Annotated in this window: 12 protein-coding genes and 1 pseudogene; 7 read left to right on the forward strand and 6 right to left on the reverse strand. The window is 68.3% G+C overall.

What is annotated here, in order from left to right; translation table 11 throughout:
* Window positions 1-68 precede the first annotated feature (68 nt).
* Together ABIC16_RS19395 and ABIC16_RS19400 are read left to right on the forward strand one after the other, a co-directional pair.
* Window positions 69-1,406, forward strand: coding sequence for an MFS transporter (locus ABIC16_RS19395; protein ID WP_354292498.1), 1,338 nt, complete (start codon window positions 69-71; stop codon window positions 1,404-1,406).
* Window positions 1,407-1,434: 28 nt separating this feature from the next.
* On the forward strand, window positions 1,435-1,899 hold the full coding sequence (locus ABIC16_RS19400; protein ID WP_354292499.1) for a MarR family winged helix-turn-helix transcriptional regulator: 465 nt from the start codon (window positions 1,435-1,437) through the stop codon (window positions 1,897-1,899).
* Between the two features lie 4 nt (window positions 1,900-1,903).
* On the opposite strand, the gene ABIC16_RS19405 is transcribed toward ABIC16_RS19400, so the two are convergent.
* Genes ABIC16_RS19405 through ABIC16_RS19420 form a run of 4 tightly spaced genes read right to left on the reverse strand, consistent with a single transcriptional unit; the run spans window position 1,904 to window position 6,804 of the window.
* On the reverse strand, window positions 1,904-4,012 hold the full coding sequence (locus ABIC16_RS19405; RefSeq protein ID WP_354292500.1) for an acetate--CoA ligase family protein: 2,109 nt from the start codon (window positions 4,010-4,012) through the stop codon (window positions 1,904-1,906).
* Window positions 4,013-4,019: 7 nt separating this feature from the next.
* Complete coding sequence (locus ABIC16_RS19410; RefSeq protein WP_354292501.1) at window positions 4,020-4,856, reverse strand: p-hydroxycinnamoyl CoA hydratase/lyase; 837 nt, start codon at window positions 4,854-4,856, stop codon at window positions 4,020-4,022.
* Window positions 4,857-4,883: 27 nt separating this feature from the next.
* The gene (locus ABIC16_RS19415; RefSeq protein ID WP_354292502.1) at window positions 4,884-5,354 is read right to left on the reverse strand and encodes a DUF3237 domain-containing protein; all 471 of its coding nucleotides are present in this window, start codon (window positions 5,352-5,354) and stop codon (window positions 4,884-4,886) included.
* A gap of 7 nt (window positions 5,355-5,361) precedes the next feature.
* On the reverse strand, window positions 5,362-6,804 hold the full coding sequence (locus tag ABIC16_RS19420; protein WP_354292503.1) for an aldehyde dehydrogenase: 1,443 nt from the start codon (window positions 6,802-6,804) through the stop codon (window positions 5,362-5,364).
* Between the two features lie 134 nt (window positions 6,805-6,938).
* Between ABIC16_RS19420 and ABIC16_RS19425 the strand changes: the two are divergent.
* Window positions 6,939-7,578 (forward strand): annotated as a pseudogene (locus tag ABIC16_RS19425) (GntR family transcriptional regulator).
* Here the strand turns inward: ABIC16_RS19425 and ABIC16_RS19430 are convergent.
* Window positions 7,575-8,744 carry a cytochrome P450 gene (locus tag ABIC16_RS19430; protein WP_354292504.1) on the reverse strand — a complete coding sequence of 390 codons (1,170 nt, stop codon included), beginning with the start codon at window positions 8,742-8,744 and terminating at the stop codon, window positions 7,575-7,577. The pseudogene ABIC16_RS19425 and the gene ABIC16_RS19430 sit on opposite strands and share 4 nt — an antisense overlap.
* Window positions 8,745-8,830: 86 nt before the next feature.
* On the opposite strand from ABIC16_RS19430, the gene ABIC16_RS19435 reads away from it, so the two are divergent.
* From ABIC16_RS19435 to ABIC16_RS19450, 4 genes are all read left to right on the forward strand, one after another.
* Window positions 8,831-10,096 (forward strand): MFS transporter, encoded by a 1,266-nt coding sequence (locus ABIC16_RS19435; protein ID WP_354292505.1) that lies wholly within the window; start codon window positions 8,831-8,833, stop codon window positions 10,094-10,096.
* Between the two features lie 73 nt (window positions 10,097-10,169).
* Window positions 10,170-12,551, forward strand: coding sequence for a TonB-dependent receptor (locus ABIC16_RS19440; RefSeq protein WP_354292506.1), 2,382 nt, complete (start codon window positions 10,170-10,172; stop codon window positions 12,549-12,551).
* A complete protein-coding gene (locus tag ABIC16_RS19445; protein ID WP_354292507.1) occupies window positions 12,526-14,046 on the forward strand; it encodes a hypothetical protein in 1,521 nt (506 codons plus the stop codon). Before ABIC16_RS19440 ends, ABIC16_RS19445 begins: the two co-directional genes overlap by 26 nt.
* Window positions 14,043-14,831, forward strand: a complete 789-nt coding sequence (locus ABIC16_RS19450) for an OmpA family protein (protein WP_354292508.1) — start codon at window positions 14,043-14,045, stop codon at window positions 14,829-14,831. Before ABIC16_RS19445 ends, ABIC16_RS19450 begins: the two co-directional genes overlap by 4 nt.
* Here ABIC16_RS19450 and ABIC16_RS19455 read toward each other — a convergent pair.
* Window positions 14,815-16,179, reverse strand: a complete 1,365-nt coding sequence (locus ABIC16_RS19455) for an MmgE/PrpD family protein (RefSeq protein ID WP_354292509.1) — start codon at window positions 16,177-16,179, stop codon at window positions 14,815-14,817. The two genes, ABIC16_RS19450 and ABIC16_RS19455, sit on opposite strands and share 17 nt — an antisense overlap.
* Window positions 16,180-16,227: the final 48 nt, after the last annotated feature.

Genomic DNA, 16,227 nt, shown 5'->3' on the forward strand with positions numbered 1-16,227 from the left:
CGCCAGCCCGTGCAAACCGGTTGCGTGTCATAGCAAAATTCTACAGTCTCGGCGGCTAGGAGAGAATGATGACCGAGGATCCCCGCACGACGATCGAGCGTGCGCCGATGTCGCGCTTTCAGTGGATCGTCGTCGCGGTGATGGTCGGGCTCAACGCGCTCGACGGGTTCGACGTGCTCTCGATCAGCTTTGCCGCGCCGGGGATCGCCGCGGACTGGCAGATCGACCGCAGCGCGCTCGGGCTCGTCCTGTCGATGGAGCTGATCGGGATGGCGGTCGGGTCGCTGCTGCTCGGGGGGGTCGCCGACCGTTTCGGTCGGCGCGTGACGATCCTCGGATGTCTGGGCGCGATGTCGCTCGGCATGTTCGGCGCGGCGACCGCGCAGCATGTGATGGCGCTGTCGGCGTGGCGCGTCCTGACCGGGCTCGGGATCGGCGGAATGCTCGCTGCCACCAATGCTGCGGTGGCGGAAGCGGCAAACGGGCAGAGGCGAAGCCTTGCGGTGGTCCTGATGGCGGGCGGCTATCCGGTCGGCACGATCATCGGGGGGATGATCGCGGCGGTGCTGCTCGGCCATTATGGCTGGCGCGCGGTGTTCGTCTTCGGGGGCATCGTGACGTTGTGCTTCGTCCCCCTGGTGCTGTGGCGCGTGCCGGAGTCGATCGCGTTCCTGCTCCAGCGGCCGGGCGCTACCACCCTGCCACGGGTGAACCGTACGCTGGCGCGAATGGGACATGCGCCCGTCGCGGCGCTGCCGGTGCCCGCGGCGCGGCCGGCGCGGGTCAGCATGGCGGCCTTGCTATCGCCGCCCCATCGCATGCTGTCCGTGCTGCTCACCCTTGCCTATCTCTCCCATATCATGACCTTTTATTATATCCTGAAATGGATCCCCAAGATCGTCGTGGATTTCGGCTTCCCGCCCCCGATGGCGGCGGGCGTGCTGGTCTGGGCAAGCGTCGGCGGTGCGCTCGGCTCGCTGACGCTCGGATTGCTCACGCTGCGCGCGCGCGTCTATTGGCTCACGATAGCGGCGATGCTCGCCTCGACCGCGCTCGTCCTGCTGTTTGGCTATCAACGGGGCAGCCTCGGCTGGCTGTCGTTGACCGGTGCGGTCGTGGGCTTCGCGACCAATGCCGGCGTCGTCGGCATCTATGCGCTGCTGGCGCAAGCTTACCCGACCCATTTGCGCGCGAGCGCGACCGGGCTGGTGATCGGTGTCGGACGTGGTGGGTCGGCGCTCGCCCCCGCGTTGGCAGGGGTCTTGTTCGCGGCGGGCTATGGGCTTCCGCTGGTTTCGGCGCTGATGGGCGCGGGGTCGCTGATCGCGGCCGCCGCGCTGCTCGGCGCACGGGCGCGGTTCGCGGCGTTGTCGGGCGGCATTGAGCCGGTCGGCAATGTCGATTAGCGTCGCCGCGACTGAACGGGAGCAAGCCTTGGCCGAAATCGCGCCGACACCGACTGAAGATACCGTCAACCTGGGCGTGCTGGCAGAGCTGATCGGCTATCACATGCGGCGCGCCTCCGCGGTGATGGCGGGTGATTTCTCGCGCGCGCTGGAGGGAACCGGCATTCGCCAGGTGCTGTTCGGGATCCTATCGATCGTCGACGCCAATCCGGGGATCAACCAGGGGACGGTCGGGCGGATGCTCGGCATTCAGCGCGCCAACATGGTCGCGCCGGTCAACGAGATGGCCGAGCGCGGCTGGATCGACCGTCAGGTCGATCCGAGCGACCGCCGCGCGTTCATCCTGTCGCTGACCGAGGCGGGGCATGCGATGTTCCGGCGCGCGCTGGCCCGGATCCGCGCGCACGAGGCCAATGTGCTGCGCGATCTCAGCGTCGCCGACCGACAGCAGCTGATCGATCTGCTGGCCCGGATCGAGGCGCGCGCAGGCTGACCGCTCAGTCGGCGAGGATCAACGCGTCGAGCGCGATCGCGCCCTGACCGCGCGGATAGACGACCACCGGGTTGAGATCGATCTCGCGGATGTTCGGCGCGGCAGCGAGCGCCTTGCCCACCGCAGCGATGATGCCGGCGACGGCGTCGAGATCAAGCGCAGGCGATCCGCGCCAGCCATCGAGCAGCGCGCCGCTCTTCAACCTGCGTAGTTCGGCGATGATCGCGGCGGGCGTGAGGTCCGACGGTAACAGGCGGACGTCCTGCAGGATCTCGGCCTGGACCCCGCCAAAGCCGACGAGGATCACCGCGCCCCAGTCGGGGTCGTTCCGCGCGCCGACGATCAGCTCGACGCCGCGCGCGCCCATCGTTTCGACCAGCAGTCCGTCGAGCGTCAGGCCGGGGGCGTGGCGGGCGATGGCGTCATGCATCTCGGCCCAGCCGCGCGCCAACGCTTCGGCATCGGCCAGGTTGAGGATCACGCCCCCCGCATCGCTCTTGTGGCTGAGCGCGCTGGCCTGCGCCTTGAGCACGACGGGATAGCCGATTTCGCCCGCGATCCGCTGCGCTTCCTCCGCCGAGGTGGCAAGTCCGCCGTCTGAGAAAGCGACCCCGAAGGGCGCGAGCAGCGCCTTGGACCGATATTCGGGGATGACGCCGGCCGGCACCACGATCGGCGCGGTTGCTTCGGTCTGCACCGTCTCGAAATCCCGCGCGGCGCGCTCCGCCAGCCGGGCGAGCGCGCGATACGCGCGGTCGGGCGCCGGGAAATAGGGGACGCCCAGATCGCGCAGCCCGGCGATGTAGGCGGCAGGCACCGGCGCGCCATCGTCGAGGCCGGCGAAGATCACCGGCTTGGCGGGGGCGAGCGCGCGGATCGCGGCGATGATCGGGTCGAACTTGAGACGGCAAGTCGCTTCGTCGGTCTGGATGATGCCGAGCACGATCGCGGCGAAGGCATCGTCCGCCAGCAGCGGCGCCAGCGTGCGGCGATAGAGATCGGGATCGACCAGTGCCTGTGCGGTCAGGTCCATCGGATTGCTGACCGGGATGAAGTCGGGCACTGCGGCGCGCAAGGCTGCGGCCGTGTCGGCGGAGGGGGCGGGGAGCGTCAGGCCTTCGGCTTCGCACAGGTCGAGCGTCAGCGCCTTGAACGCGCCCGATTCGGTGAGCACCGCCGCGCCGCCGGGGTGCGGCATGCCGGCGCGGTAGAGGATGTCGACGAGGTCGCCCAGTTCCTCGAGCGTCTGCGCGACGATCACGCCGGCGCGCTCGACCTTGGTCTTCATCACCTGCCAGTCGCCCGCCATCGCGCCGGTGTGCGTCGCCGCCGATTCGCGCGCGGCGCTCGACTGTCCCGGGTGAAGCAGCACGATCTGCTTGCCCGCGGCGCGCGCGCGTGCGGCAAGCGCAAGGAAGCGCGCGGGCTGGCGGAACTGCTCGACGATCATCGCGATGACCTGCGTCGATGCGTCCGCGAGGAGGTGTTCGACATAGTCCTCGACCCCGGAGGCGGCCTCGTTGCCGGTCGAGACCGAGAGCGAGAGGCCGAGGTCCTTCGCCATCAGCGTCGTGCCGAGCACCACCGCCATCGCGCCCGATTGCGAGACGATGCTGACACCCTTTTTGTCGCCCAGCCGATAGGCCGGCGTCTGCACGAAGGTGAGCGGCACGCCGTCGACGTAATTGACCATCCCAAGGCAGTTCGGCCCCTCGATCACCATGCCGCTCTCCGCCGCGATCCGCGCGACGGCCTGTTGCGCTGCGATACCCTCCGCACCGCCCTCGGCAAAACCCGCCGAGAAGATGATGGCAGCGCCCACCCCGCGCGCTGCGAGCGCCTCGACCGAGGCAAGCACCGCGCCGCCCGGGATCGCCAGCACCGCCGCATCCACCCCGTCGGGCAACTCGGCGATACTCGCCAACGCCCGCCGCCCCCCGATCACCGGTGCCTTGGGGTTGATCAGGTGGATCTCCCCCGCAAAGCCGTGGCGCTCGAGATTGGCGAGCACCTGGTTGCCGAGCGCGCCGGGTTTCTCCGACGCGCCGACGATCGCGACCGAGCGTGGGCGCAGCAGACGATCGAGCGCGGTGACGGGCGGGCGGGCGGCCACGGCGTCCTCAGCCCTGCGTCTTGCTGGTGTCGTAGGTGCCGAGGCCGGGCTTGTAGCTCTTCTCGTCGATGAACTGGCGGATGCCCTCCTTGCGGCCCTCGCCGTCATAGCTGTTGGCGGCTTCCTGCGCGCGGATCAGATAGTCCTGCGCATTGTCATAGGTCATCTCGCCGACGCGACGGACGGCGTCCTTGGTCGCCTTGAGCGCGACCGGGTTCTTGGCGAGCAGGACGTGCGCGACTTCGGTGACGCGATCCTTGAGCCGGTCGAGCGGGACGGCTTCGTTGACCAGACCCCATTCGGCGGCGGTGGTGCCGCTGATGTTCTCGCCGGTCATCGCGTGATACATCGCCTTGCGCAGCGGCATCAGCTCGGTCGCGACCTTGGTCGCGCCGCCGCCGGGGAGGATGCCCCAGTTGATTTCGCTAAGCCCGAACTTGGCGTCCTCGGCAGCGAAGGCGAGGTCGCAGCCGAACAGCGGGCCATAGCCGCCGCCGAAGCACCAGCCGTTGACCATCGCGATCGTCGGCTTCTGGTACCAGCGCAGCCGCGCCCACCAGCCATAGCTCTCGCTCTGCGCCTTGCGCGTGCCGGCGAGGCCCTTGGCTTCGGTCTCGCGGAAATATTCCTTGAGGTCCATACCCGCGGTCCAGGCCGAGCCTTCGCCCGTCAATACGAGCACCCCGACGTCCTCGTGGAACTCGAGCAGGTCGAGCACTTCCATCATGTCGCGGTTGAGCGTCGGCGACATCGCGTTACGCTTGTCGGGGCGGTTGAAGCGCACCCAGGCGATGCGGTCGACGATCTCATAAGCGACGACGCCGTTGCTGCTGGTCTGTGTCATGTAATCACTCCCTGTAAAGACTGGCCGTCATGCGACGGCGAACACGTGGATCTCGACTTGCGTGGGGCGGCGGATGCCAACCCCGACGAAGATGGTGCGGCGCAGCCAGCCGTGCCTGCCCTCGGGCGCGGTGAAGCGCGGCGTGCTGCGGAAGTAATAGTCGGCCGGGTCGACCGGCTCGTCGCGCGCGAGGCGGTGCGTCACCGCTTCGCTGGCCACGCGGACGGCCGGGTTGGTGATGCCGATCACCGCGCCGTCCTCGGCGCGGATCGCGTAGCGCGTCTCGAGCAGCGCGAGGCCGTCGGCATGGATCGCTTGCCAGTCGCCGCCGCCCGGCAGCACCACGCCGTTCAACCGCGGCCCCGCGACGCGGCCCCCGGTGATCGCAACGAAGCGTAGCTGCCGACCGTCGATGATCCCCTGCTCCTGCGGGACGGCGACTTCGACGAACAGCGAGAAGACATGGTCGAGACCGGGCGGGGGCGGGGGCAGCGTCACGCGCGATTCAGATCGGGAAGTGGCCGGGCTGCGTTTCGATCGTGATCCACCGCAGCTCGGTAAAGCTGTCGATCCCGGCCTTCCCGCCAAAACGGCCGTAACCCGATCCCTTCACCCCGCCGAACGGCATCTGCGCCTCGTCGTGGACGGTCGGCCCGTTGATGTGGCAGATGCCCGACTGGATCTGACGCGCCACGCGCAGGCCGCGCGCGGTGTCGCGGGTGAACACCGCGGCGGAGAGACCGTATTCGGTGTCGTTGGCAAGCGCGATCGCTTCGGCCTCGTCCTTCGCGCGGATCACGCCCACGACCGGGCCGAAGCTCTCGTCGCGGAACAGCCGCATCTCGAGGGTGACCTTGTCGATCACGTGCGCGGGCATCAGCACGCCGTTCGCCGTGCCGCCAACGAGCTGTTCGGCGCCGCGCGACAGCGCGTCGTCGATCAGCTCGCGGACATGATCGACGGTCTTCTGGTCCACCACCGCGCCGAGCGGCGTGTTGCCCGCGCGCGGATCGCCGACCGGCATGCTGCCGACCTTCTCCTTGAACTTAGCGACGAAGGCGTCGGCCACTCTGTCGAGCACGATGATCCGCTCGGTCGACATGCAGATCTGGCCCTGGTTCATGAACGCGCCGAACGCGGCGGCCTTGACCGCCTCGTCGAGATCGGCGTCGTCGAGCACGATCAACGGGGCCTTGCCGCCGAGTTCGAGCAGCACGGGTTTGAGATGCTCGGCGGCGCGCTTGGCGATGATCTTGCCGACCGCGGTCGAGCCGGTGAAGTTGATCCGCTTGACCGCCTTATGGTCGATCAACGCGCCGACGATCGCGCCCGCATCGGCGGGGGCATTGGTGACGACGCCGACGACGCCGGCGGGAAGCGCTTCCTCGAACGCCTCGACGATCAGGCCGTGCGTGCGGGGGCATTGCTCGGACGCCTTGAGCACCACCGTGTTCCCACACGCCAGCGGCACCGCGATCGCGCGGACGCCGAGGATGATCGGCGCGTTCCACGGCGCGATGCCGAGCAGCACGCCGACCGGCTCGCGCAATGCCATCGAAATGCAGCCGGGCTTGTCCGAGGGGATCACCTCGCCGCTGATCTGCGTGGTCAGCGCGGCGGCCTCGCGCACCATGCCGGCGGCGAGCATCAGGTTGAAACGCGCCCAGCCCTCGGTCGCGCCGATCTCGCCCATCATTGCCTCGACGAAGGCGTCGGCACGGGCTTCGAGCGCGACCGCGGCCTGCATCAGCGCCGCGCGACGCGCGTTGGGGCCAAGCGCCGCCCAGCCGGGGAAGGCGGCCGCCGCGGCTTCGACCACGGCATCGGCGTCGGCCACGGTCGCGGCGGGCGCGCTGCTGGCGACCTCTCCGGTAACAGGATTACGCCGCTCGAACCGGGCACCCTGCGCCACATCGTCGGGCGCGAGCATCGAACCATCGCTAGCCATCGAACCTCTCCTTATTTGTTATGGCGAATAACGGAAATCGTAACCGTCGGCAATATGGCTCGTTGACAAAAACAGGGGGTGTTCCCCAACTGGCCGGGATGACCGCCTCCCCAACCCCGCAACGCGCGCCCGCCATGAGCGTCGCCGAACTGGTCGGCTGGCTACGCGACGGGATCCGCGCCGGACGGTTCGCGCCGGGTCAGCGCCTGGTCGAGCCCGACCTGATTCGCGAGACCGGCAGCCCGCGCGCCCGCGTGCGCGAGGCACTGCAACGCCTCGAGACCGAGGGATTGGTGCTGCTGGAGGAGTTTCGCGGCGCTTCCGTCCGCAGTTTCACGCCGGCCGAGATGCGGCAGATCTACCGCACGCGCATGGCGCTCGAAGGACTCGCCGCGCATGATTGTGCGATCCTCGCCCCCGAACCGGTCAAGCGGGAAATCGTCGCGCTGCAGGAGCAGATGAACGGGTGCGAGCATACCGGCGATCATGCCCGGTTCGCGCGGTTGAACGACGCGTGGCACGACGCGATCATCGCCGGTGCCGGCAACGCCTATGTCGCGACCTTCGTCGATCGGCTGCGCGTACCGCTCTATCGCCTGCTGTTCTCGACCTTCTACGAACCCGGAGCGGATCGACGACGCCAACGCCGGTCATCGCAAGATCACGGTGGCGATCGTGGCGGGCGACGCGGCGCGTGCCGAACGGCTGATGCGCGCGCATATCGCCGAGGCACTCGAAGTGGCGGTACGGCTCGAAAGCGACATCGCGGTCTAGGCTACGCGGAGCGGGACGTAGATCGGCCCGACTTCGGGCATCCCGCTCATCCGCACGTCACCCGCCAGCGCGATCGTCCGGGTCGCGGCGAGCAGTTCGCGGATCGCGATCTGCAGTTCGGTACGCGCCATCGCCATGCCGGCGCAGCGATGCGGGCCACGACCGAACGCGAGGTGTTCGCCGATGTTGGGCCGCCCGAGCCGGAAGGTATCGGGCGCGTCGAACACGGCCTCGTCGCGATTGGCCGAGGCATAGGCCAGCGCGATCGGCTCGCCCGGGGCAATGGACCGCCCGCCGATCTCGACTCCCGACACGCTGGTGCGGGCGAAGCCGCGATATGGGGTGTAGAGCCGCAGGAACTCCTCGGTCGCCGCGGGGATCAGCGACGGGTCGGCGCGAAGGCGCTGCTGGAGGTCGGGATCGCGCGCGAGGTGAACCGCGACGCTGCCGAGGAACACCGGCGGCGCGACCAGACCCACGACGAGGATCTGGCGGACGCAGCCGACCAGCATCTCGTCGGGGAGCGGCGCATCTGCGGCGTCGCGTGCGGCAAGCAGCGAACTGACCGGATCCTGCTCGGGGTCGAGCGGCGTCGCGCGCCGGGCGGCGACGAGGCTGCCGGCAAGATCGTAGAGGATTGCGCTGGTGCGACTGACCGTCGCGACGTCGAAATCCTCCCATGCTTTCACAAAGCCCTGCGCGGTGCGCCATAGCAGATCGGTCTGCGCGGGGTTCAGCGCGAACCAGTCGGCGAAGACCAGTGCGGGCAGCGGGCTCGAATAGTCCTCCACCAGATCGCCGCCGCCCTGCGCTACATAAGAGGCAAGCAGGCGGCGGGCATGGTCTGCGATCAGCGGCGCGATCGTCTCGACACGACGCGGGCCGATCGCGCGGTCGATCGCGCGCCGATACGGGGTATGCTCGGGTGGATCGAGGTGGAGCGGTGGGCGCCGTCCAGTCGCCGAGGCGCCGGGAACGACGTTACGGACGCGCGTGGTGAACTCGATCGGATCATCGAGCACGCGCTTCACGTCGGCATGGCGCGTCAGCATCCAGAAGCCGCCGAAGGCGTCGCTATGCGCGACCGGGCAGGTCGCGCGCAGCGCCGCGAAGACGCGGTGCGGCGTCTCGAATGTCTCGTGGGCGAGGGGATCATAGTCCTGCATGACGCGAAGCCTCTATCAAGATCGTTGACGATCTCGTTGACGTGGCGCGCTGCGCTTGGCAAGCCCGGACAAAATCGGAGGATGCAATGGCGGCGATCGGAGACCGCGTATATCGCAAGGTGATGGTGCGCGTGGTCGCGGTGCTGGCGCTGCTGATCGTGCTGAGTTCGATCGACCGGGTGAATATCAGCTTTGCCGCGTTGCGGATGAACCGCAGCGTTGGCCTGTCGCCGACGGCTTATGGGGTCGGCGCGGGGTTGTTCTTCGTCGGCTATCTCGCCTTTCAATTGCCGAGCGTCGCGCTGCTGCGGCGCTGGGGCGCGCGGCGCTGGATCGCACTGAGTGTCGGCGGTTGGGGGCTGGTGTCGATCGCGATGGCGGCGATCACGCTGCCGTGGCACTTCTTCCTGCTGAGGGTTCTGCTCGGCGTGTTCGAGAGCGGGTTTGCGCCTGGGGTGGTGTGGTACATCAGTCGCTGGTTGCCGCAGGCGTATCGCAGCCGTTCGATAGCGCTGACGCTGCTAGCGGTGCCGGTGTCGGTGGTGATCGGCGGTCCGTTGTGCGGGGGGCTGGTCGGGCTCGACCTCGGCGGGATCGCGGGGTGGCGGCTGATGTTCCTGGTAGAGGGCGGGGTGACCGTGCTGCTGGGGGCGATCGCGCTGATATGGTTTGCCGATTCGCCGGATGATGCGCGCTGGCTCGACGCTGCCGAACGCCGCTGGATCGCGACGAGCCTGGCGGCGGAACAGCACGGTGCCGCGGCGCGGGCGCCCGTCGCATGGGGCGATCCGGTGCTATGGCTCTGCGCCTTCGCATGGTTGGCGCTGGTGACGGGGGCCAACGCACTGATCTTCTGGCTGCCGAGCGTGATCGCCGCAAGCGGGGTCCATCGGCCGGTGATGGTGGGTGTGATCGCGGCCTTGCCCTGGATCGCGATCGGGCTCGGCATGGCGCTCAACGCGCGACATTCGGATCGCACCGGCGAGCGATTCCGCCACGTCGCGTTCGGGGCGCTGCTTGCCGCGGCAGGGCTTGCGCTGGCGGCGGCCAGTGGTGGCGGCGCGCCGGCGCTTGCGCTGCTGGTGGTCGGCTGCCTCGGGCTGGGGGGCGCGCAATCGGTGTTCTGGACGATCCCGACGCGTTATCTGCCGAGCGACCGGCCCGGCAATGTCGCCGTGATCAATCTGTGCGGCAATGCGAGCAGCGCCGTGGCACCGGCTGCGATCGGCTGGGCAATCCAGCGCAGCGGGTCCCCCGACATTCCTGTTTTCGCGCTCGCCGTGCTGCTGCTGTGTGCCGTCGGTGCCATCGCCGCGATCCGCGCCCGCGTCGCCGGCACCATGGATCGTTGACGATATTCGCTTTTCTATATAGCTATCGACTCAGATCGTCGGCCGTCAAGGACCGCGGCCACGGAGAGGGTAGATGCGGGCGATTGGCGCGGCGTTGGGAACGTCCACACTGGGGTTGGCACTGATCGCACCGGGCGTTGCCCTGGCGCAGGATCGCACGGGGGCGCCGACCGAGGCCAGTCCCGTCAATCCGGCGACCACCGCATCCCCCACGCAGGTTCCTCCGCCCGCAGCGACGGATCCGGTCGTTCCGCCGGGCGAGGGCGACATCATCGTTACGGCGCAGCGCCGCGAGCAGCGGCTGCAGGATACGCCGGTTTCCATCACCGCGCTGTCGGCGACCGCGCTCGCATCCCGCGGCATTACCAATCTCGCCGGGGTAAGCAATTTCGCACCGAACCTGGAATTGCACCCGACCAACCGCCCGGCGGGGGGCGGATCCTCGTTCGCAGGGTACATCCGAGGTGTCGGGACGGGGGATTTCCAGTTCCCGACCGATCCGGGGATCGGCGTCTATGTCGACGACGTCTATCTCGCCCGTTCGGTCGGCGGCCTGCTCAGCCTCGAGGACATCGCGCGGGTCGAGGTGCTGAAGGGGCCGCAGGGCACCCTCTATGGTCGCAACACGATTGGCGGCGCGATCAACGTCATCACCACCGAGCCGATCCTGGCGGGCGGGCCGACCGGGCAGCTGCGCGGCCGCGTCGGCAGTTACGGCCGCGTTGACGGAAGCGCGGTGATCAATGCTCCGCTGATCGACGACACGCTCGGGGCGAAGCTGTCGGTCAGCTATCTGACCGACCGCGGCTATGGCACGCGCATTCTCGACGGTGCCCATTACGCGAGCGAGAACCGCTTTATCGTTCGCGCCGGCGTGAAATGGCAGGTCAGCCCCGACGTGACCTTCAAGGTCAATGCCGATTACACCCGCCAGCGGCAAAATCCGCCGAGTGGCTATGAGATCGCGTTCGTGCCGAGCGGTGCGACGGTCGCCAAGATCGCGCGGTACAACCAATATGCGGCGCCCTATCTCAACGGTACGCTCGGCCTTCCGACGGGTAGCGTCTATGATGCGCGCTGGGTCTCGAAAAGCCCGTACGACATCTATTCGCTGGGGCTGCAGCAGGATGATTCGGACATCGGCGGCGTTTCGGGTGTCCTGAGCGCGCAAATCGCGCCCAACGTGACGCTCAAATCGATCACCGCCTGGCGCAGCGTCGACGCCCTGATCAACGTCGATGGCGACCAGACGCCATACCCGCTCCAGCAATCGCGCACCAAGCTGTACGACAATCAGTATAGCGAGGAGGCGCAGCTTGGCGGTACCGCGTTCGGCGACCGGCTCAATTTCCTGATCGGCGGCTATCTGTTCCGCGAGAAGGGCAATTCGAGCGTCTACACACGGTCGTTCGAGGGGATTTACGAGGCGCTGATCGCACGCGGCCTGACGCCCACCGCAGCGGATGCGGGCAACACCTACACCACTTTCTTCACCCAGGCCGACAGTCAGGCGATCTTCACGCAGGAGACTCTCAAGCTTACGAGGACGGTCAGTCTGACGGCCGGCGGTCGTTTCAACCATGACCGCAAGCGCTATGCTACCTCGGTGGTCCGGCCACAGAACAATATGACGGTCGTGCCGCTGTCGAGCGCGGTGGCGGATTGGAATTCGTTCATCCCAAAGATCGGGCTCGACTGGAAGCCGGTGCGCGACGTACTGCTGTATGCGAGCTATTCGAAGGGCTTCAAGTCGGGCGGCTTCGGCGCGTCGACGGTTGCCTCGACGCCGACGCCCGAATATGATCCGGAGAAGCTGACGAGCTACGAGCTCGGCGTCAAATCGTCGTGGCTTAACGACCGGCTGACCTTCAACCTCGCCGGTTTCTACAGCCAGTATCGCAACATCCAGTTGACGGTACAGGGAGTCGACGCCGTCACCAATGCCAACATCCGCACGACGCAGAATGCCGGCGGGTCGGACATCAAGGGCTTTGAACTCGAGGCGACCGCACGGCCGGCGCGCGGGGTGAGCCTCAACCTCGGGATGGGCTATGTCGACGCCAGGTTCAATTCGCTGACCGCGGCGGCAGTAACGAGTGGTTTCACCCTGAACAGCCGCGTGCCGCAGATCCCCGACTGGTCGATCAACGGCGGTGCGGAGTATCGCTTCAACGCGGGCGGCGCCTGGGCGTTGCGCGGCGACGTAAGCTACAAGGGGAGCCAGTTCCTGACCGCGGCCGACCCGACCTCGTACCAATCGCCATTCGCGCTCGTCAACGCCCGGCTGAGCTGGAAGCCCGCAGCGCTGCGCGGGATCGAGCTGGCGATCGACGGCACCAACCTTACCGACAAGCTGCACTTCTTCTACAAGGCGACGCTCGCGCCGACCGGTCAGTATGTCGCCATTCCCGATGCGCCGCGAGAAATCTATGGCACGATCCGTTTCGCTTTCTAGCGTCGGCACCGCGCTGTTCGCGCTCGCCGCGGCGTGCTGCGCCGGGGTCGGGCTGACGCACGGGGCGACCCCGCCCGACCGCTGGTGGCAGCCGAACGAGGGCCGCGTCTTCCCGGCGCAGCTTGACTATCGCGACGCGACCGGCACCGTCCGCCTGCTGCTCGACCGCGGGCCGATGCCGACCAGAGGTCACCCCTTTTTCACCGCGCGCGGGCCCGGCGGTCGTGCCTGCGTGACGTGCCATCAGCCCGCCGATGCGATGAGCCTCTCGGTCGCGGACGTGCAGCGGCAATGGGAGCGGCGCGGCGCTGCCGACCCGCTGTTCGCCGCATCGGACGGATCGAACTGCCCCAGCCTGCCACAGCAGGCACGCGCGTCGCATTCCCTGCTGCTCGACCACGGGCTGATCCGCATCGCCCGGCCGTGGCCGCCGCGCGATCTGTCCGGCCAGCCGATCGCACCCGACTTCACGATCGAGGTGGTGCGTGATCCGACCGGATGCGAGACCGACCCGAAATGGGGGCTTCCTGCCGCCGACCCGCACGTCTCGGTCTATCGCCGGCCGCGTCCGGTGGCGAATTTCAAGTTCATCGAGGCGATGGGCTTTGCTTATGATCCCAAGGCCGGGATGCCGCTGTCGCTCGACCCCGAGACGGGTAAGCCGGTGAGCGGAAACCTGATGGCGGATGCGCGCGTGCCGAGCCTCAGCGCGCAGATGCGCGATGCCGCGAGCACGCATCTTGCCTTCCTCAAGAATCTGTCACGCCGGGATATCGCGCACATCCTCAATTTCGAACGCCGGCTCTATGTCGCGCAACAAAGCGATGCCGTGGGCGGTGCGGTCGATGCGGCGGGTGCCGAAGGCGGGCCGCGCAAGCTGCAGGTGTCGCCGCCGGGGCGGCTCGGCAGCCAGGGCACGCCGGTGTGGAGCGAGTTCGCCGCATGGGAAAAGACCGCGCCGGCCGAGCGCGCGACACTGTCGCCCGAGGTCGTGGCGTTCCGCGACTCGGTTGCGCGCGGGGCCAGGATCTTCCGTACCAAGACCTTTCTCATCAGCGATTCGGCAGGAATCAACTCGCCGATCGGCTTCGGCAATCCGGTGCGCAATGCCTGCGTATTCTGTCACAATATGAGCTTCATGGGGATGGATGTCGCGCCGGGGCAGGTCGATCTCGGCACGACCAACCGCCCGTTCGCGGAGCCGATGCCGTGGCTGCCGCTGTTCCGCATTACCTGCACCGGGGTGCCGCACCCGCATTATGGTCGTACGATTCTGACGAGCGATCCCGGTTATGCGCTGACCACCGGGCGTTGCGCCGATGTCGGGCGCATCACGTTGCAGAGCATGCGCGGCCTGGCGGCACGCGCGCCCTATTTCTCGAACGGATCCGCACGCGACCTGCGCGGGATCGTCGATTTCTACGATCGCCGCTACCGCATCGGGTACAGCGAGCAGGAGAAGCAGGACCTGGTCAATCTGATGAGGGCGCTGTGAAGGCGCTGGCCGTCTCCGCGCTGGCGGCAGTGCTGGGCGGGGCGGCGAGCGACACCGCCGGCGACCTGCGCTTCATCGCCTGCCCGATCTATCGCGATACCGATGCAGGCGCGAAATCGGGGTGCTGGCTGGTCGACGATCCCGCGAGCGGAATGCGCTACGATGTCAGCCGGGCACCGAGCAAGCCCGACTGGAATGCCGCGGTCCTGGTCGAGGGGCGTCCGAGGGGCGAGACGGCCAATCCGTGCGGGGGGATCGTGCTCGACCCGGTGCGGACATCGGTGCTCGACCAGCCGTGCACGCGGTTCGTGCTCGCAGCCGAGGGATACACGGGCCGCAAATTCGCCCTGCCAAAGCGCAACGTCCGCCCGCTGTACGAGGAGCGCAAGCGGCCCGATCGGCCCTTTGCGGCGCGGACGGTGATGATCCCGTTCGATTTCGGGAAGAGCTTCATCGTCTATCAGCTGTCGGATTATTACATCGACCAAGCGATCAACTATGCGCTCGACGTCCAGCCGGCGCGGGTGCGCGTGACGGGCTATGCCGCGAGTACGCCGAGCAGGGTGTCGGGGCAGGCGATTGCCGAGCCGGTGGGGCTGGCGCAGCAACGGGCCGATCTCGTCGTCGAAGCGCTGGTGCTGCGTGGCGTCCCGCGCGACCGGATTGCCGTGGCGACAGGCGCGCCGAGCGAGCGCGACGACGAAGCCTTTGACGGGCTGCGCACGGCGTCGCAGCGGCGGGTCGAGGTGGCGATCGCACCGCTCGCGGCTACAGCACCGCGCTAGCGCTGGGCAGCGACGCGATTGACAGAATAGTGTGCGCAAGCGTCGTGGCGGGTGCAGGCGCGATCGGGGCGACCGCACGGCCGGCGCAATCGACGAATTTGGCGATTAGCGCGGCATCGTCGAGCGGACGGTCGGGGTGACCGGCCGCCTGGAGGATTTCGATCGTCGCGCGCTCGCCCGCCCGATCGATGATCGTGACCGCGCCAGAGGCGGCGTGCGCCCGGGTCCAGTCGGGATGGCGTGTCCAGCGCACGCGGCTGGCGAGCGCGAGCACCTCGGGTGCGCGGAGCGCTGCGGCGTCGAACGAGTCGAGCGTCACTGCGCCATCGACCAGCGCGGTCGCCAGCGTGAACGGGATGCTGAACCTTGCGTCGATCGCGGTGGCTGGCGCGGCCTTGCGCGCGGACGGCTCGACCAGCATCTCCTGCACCGGGCCGATCGTGGCTTCAATCGCATCGATCCAGTCGAGCCGGAACCCGCGCCGGGCGCGCAAGCGTAGCGCCGCCTCGACATAGGCATGCGTGCCGCGACAACTCGGCCAAGGCTTGAAGCTGACCCGATCGCCGAGGAAGGTCGTGCCAAGGCCCTGAAGCATGGCAGCCGGGTCGCCCGTACCGCCGCCGTAGGTTGCGAAGAAGCCCGACTTGCCTTCGAGCGGCGCGGCAAAGGCCTGGGCGCCGGCGCGCGCGAGCAGCGCCGCGGTCACCGCCGCCTGTGCGGCAAAAGCGTCGCGGATCCCGCGCAGCGGGGCGTGCGCGTCGTGCTTGATCTCGCCGGGGAAGGTGGCACCACAGAAGGCGAGGCCGATCGCGCTCGTCACTCCGGCGGCGTCGAGCCCGAGCAGATAGGCGCAGGCTGCCGCCGCGCCGATCAGCCCGTACAAGGGCGGCGGATACCAGCCATGGTGCTCGATCGCCGGGCCCGCGACAAGCGACAGACGGCAGGCGAGATCGCCGCCGAGCGCCATTGCGGTGACGAAGCGTGCGCCATCGATCTTCGGATCGGCATCGGCGAGCGCGAGCAGCGCCGGGATCAGCGCGGCGTTCGGGTGCGCCGGCCCGGCATCGAAGGTGTCGCCGAAATCGAGCGCGTGCGCGAGCGCGCCGTTGGCGAGCGCGGCGGTTGCGGGCGAGGCGCGCAGCGGGCTGCCGAGCAGGCGTGCCGGCCCGACTCCGCTCGCCTCGGCGAGACGGCGGTATGGCGTCGCGGCGTCGCTGAGCGCGGTCGCCGCAAGCATCACGCCGCAACCGTCAAGCAATGCGCGCGCGGTGGCGTGGCGCGTTGCGTGCGGCAGGGCGGCCGGAGGATAAGCAGCAATATGCCGCGCGATAGTCTCGGTCAGCGACATGGTTGCGAATCCCTGCAAGCGCTTTCATAACGCTTACGGATATGGCGT

Origin of the sequence: Sphingomonas sp. PvP055 (assembly GCF_040546365.1) — a bacterium.
GTDB lineage: Bacteria > Pseudomonadota > Alphaproteobacteria > Sphingomonadales > Sphingomonadaceae > Sphingomonas > Sphingomonas echinoides_A.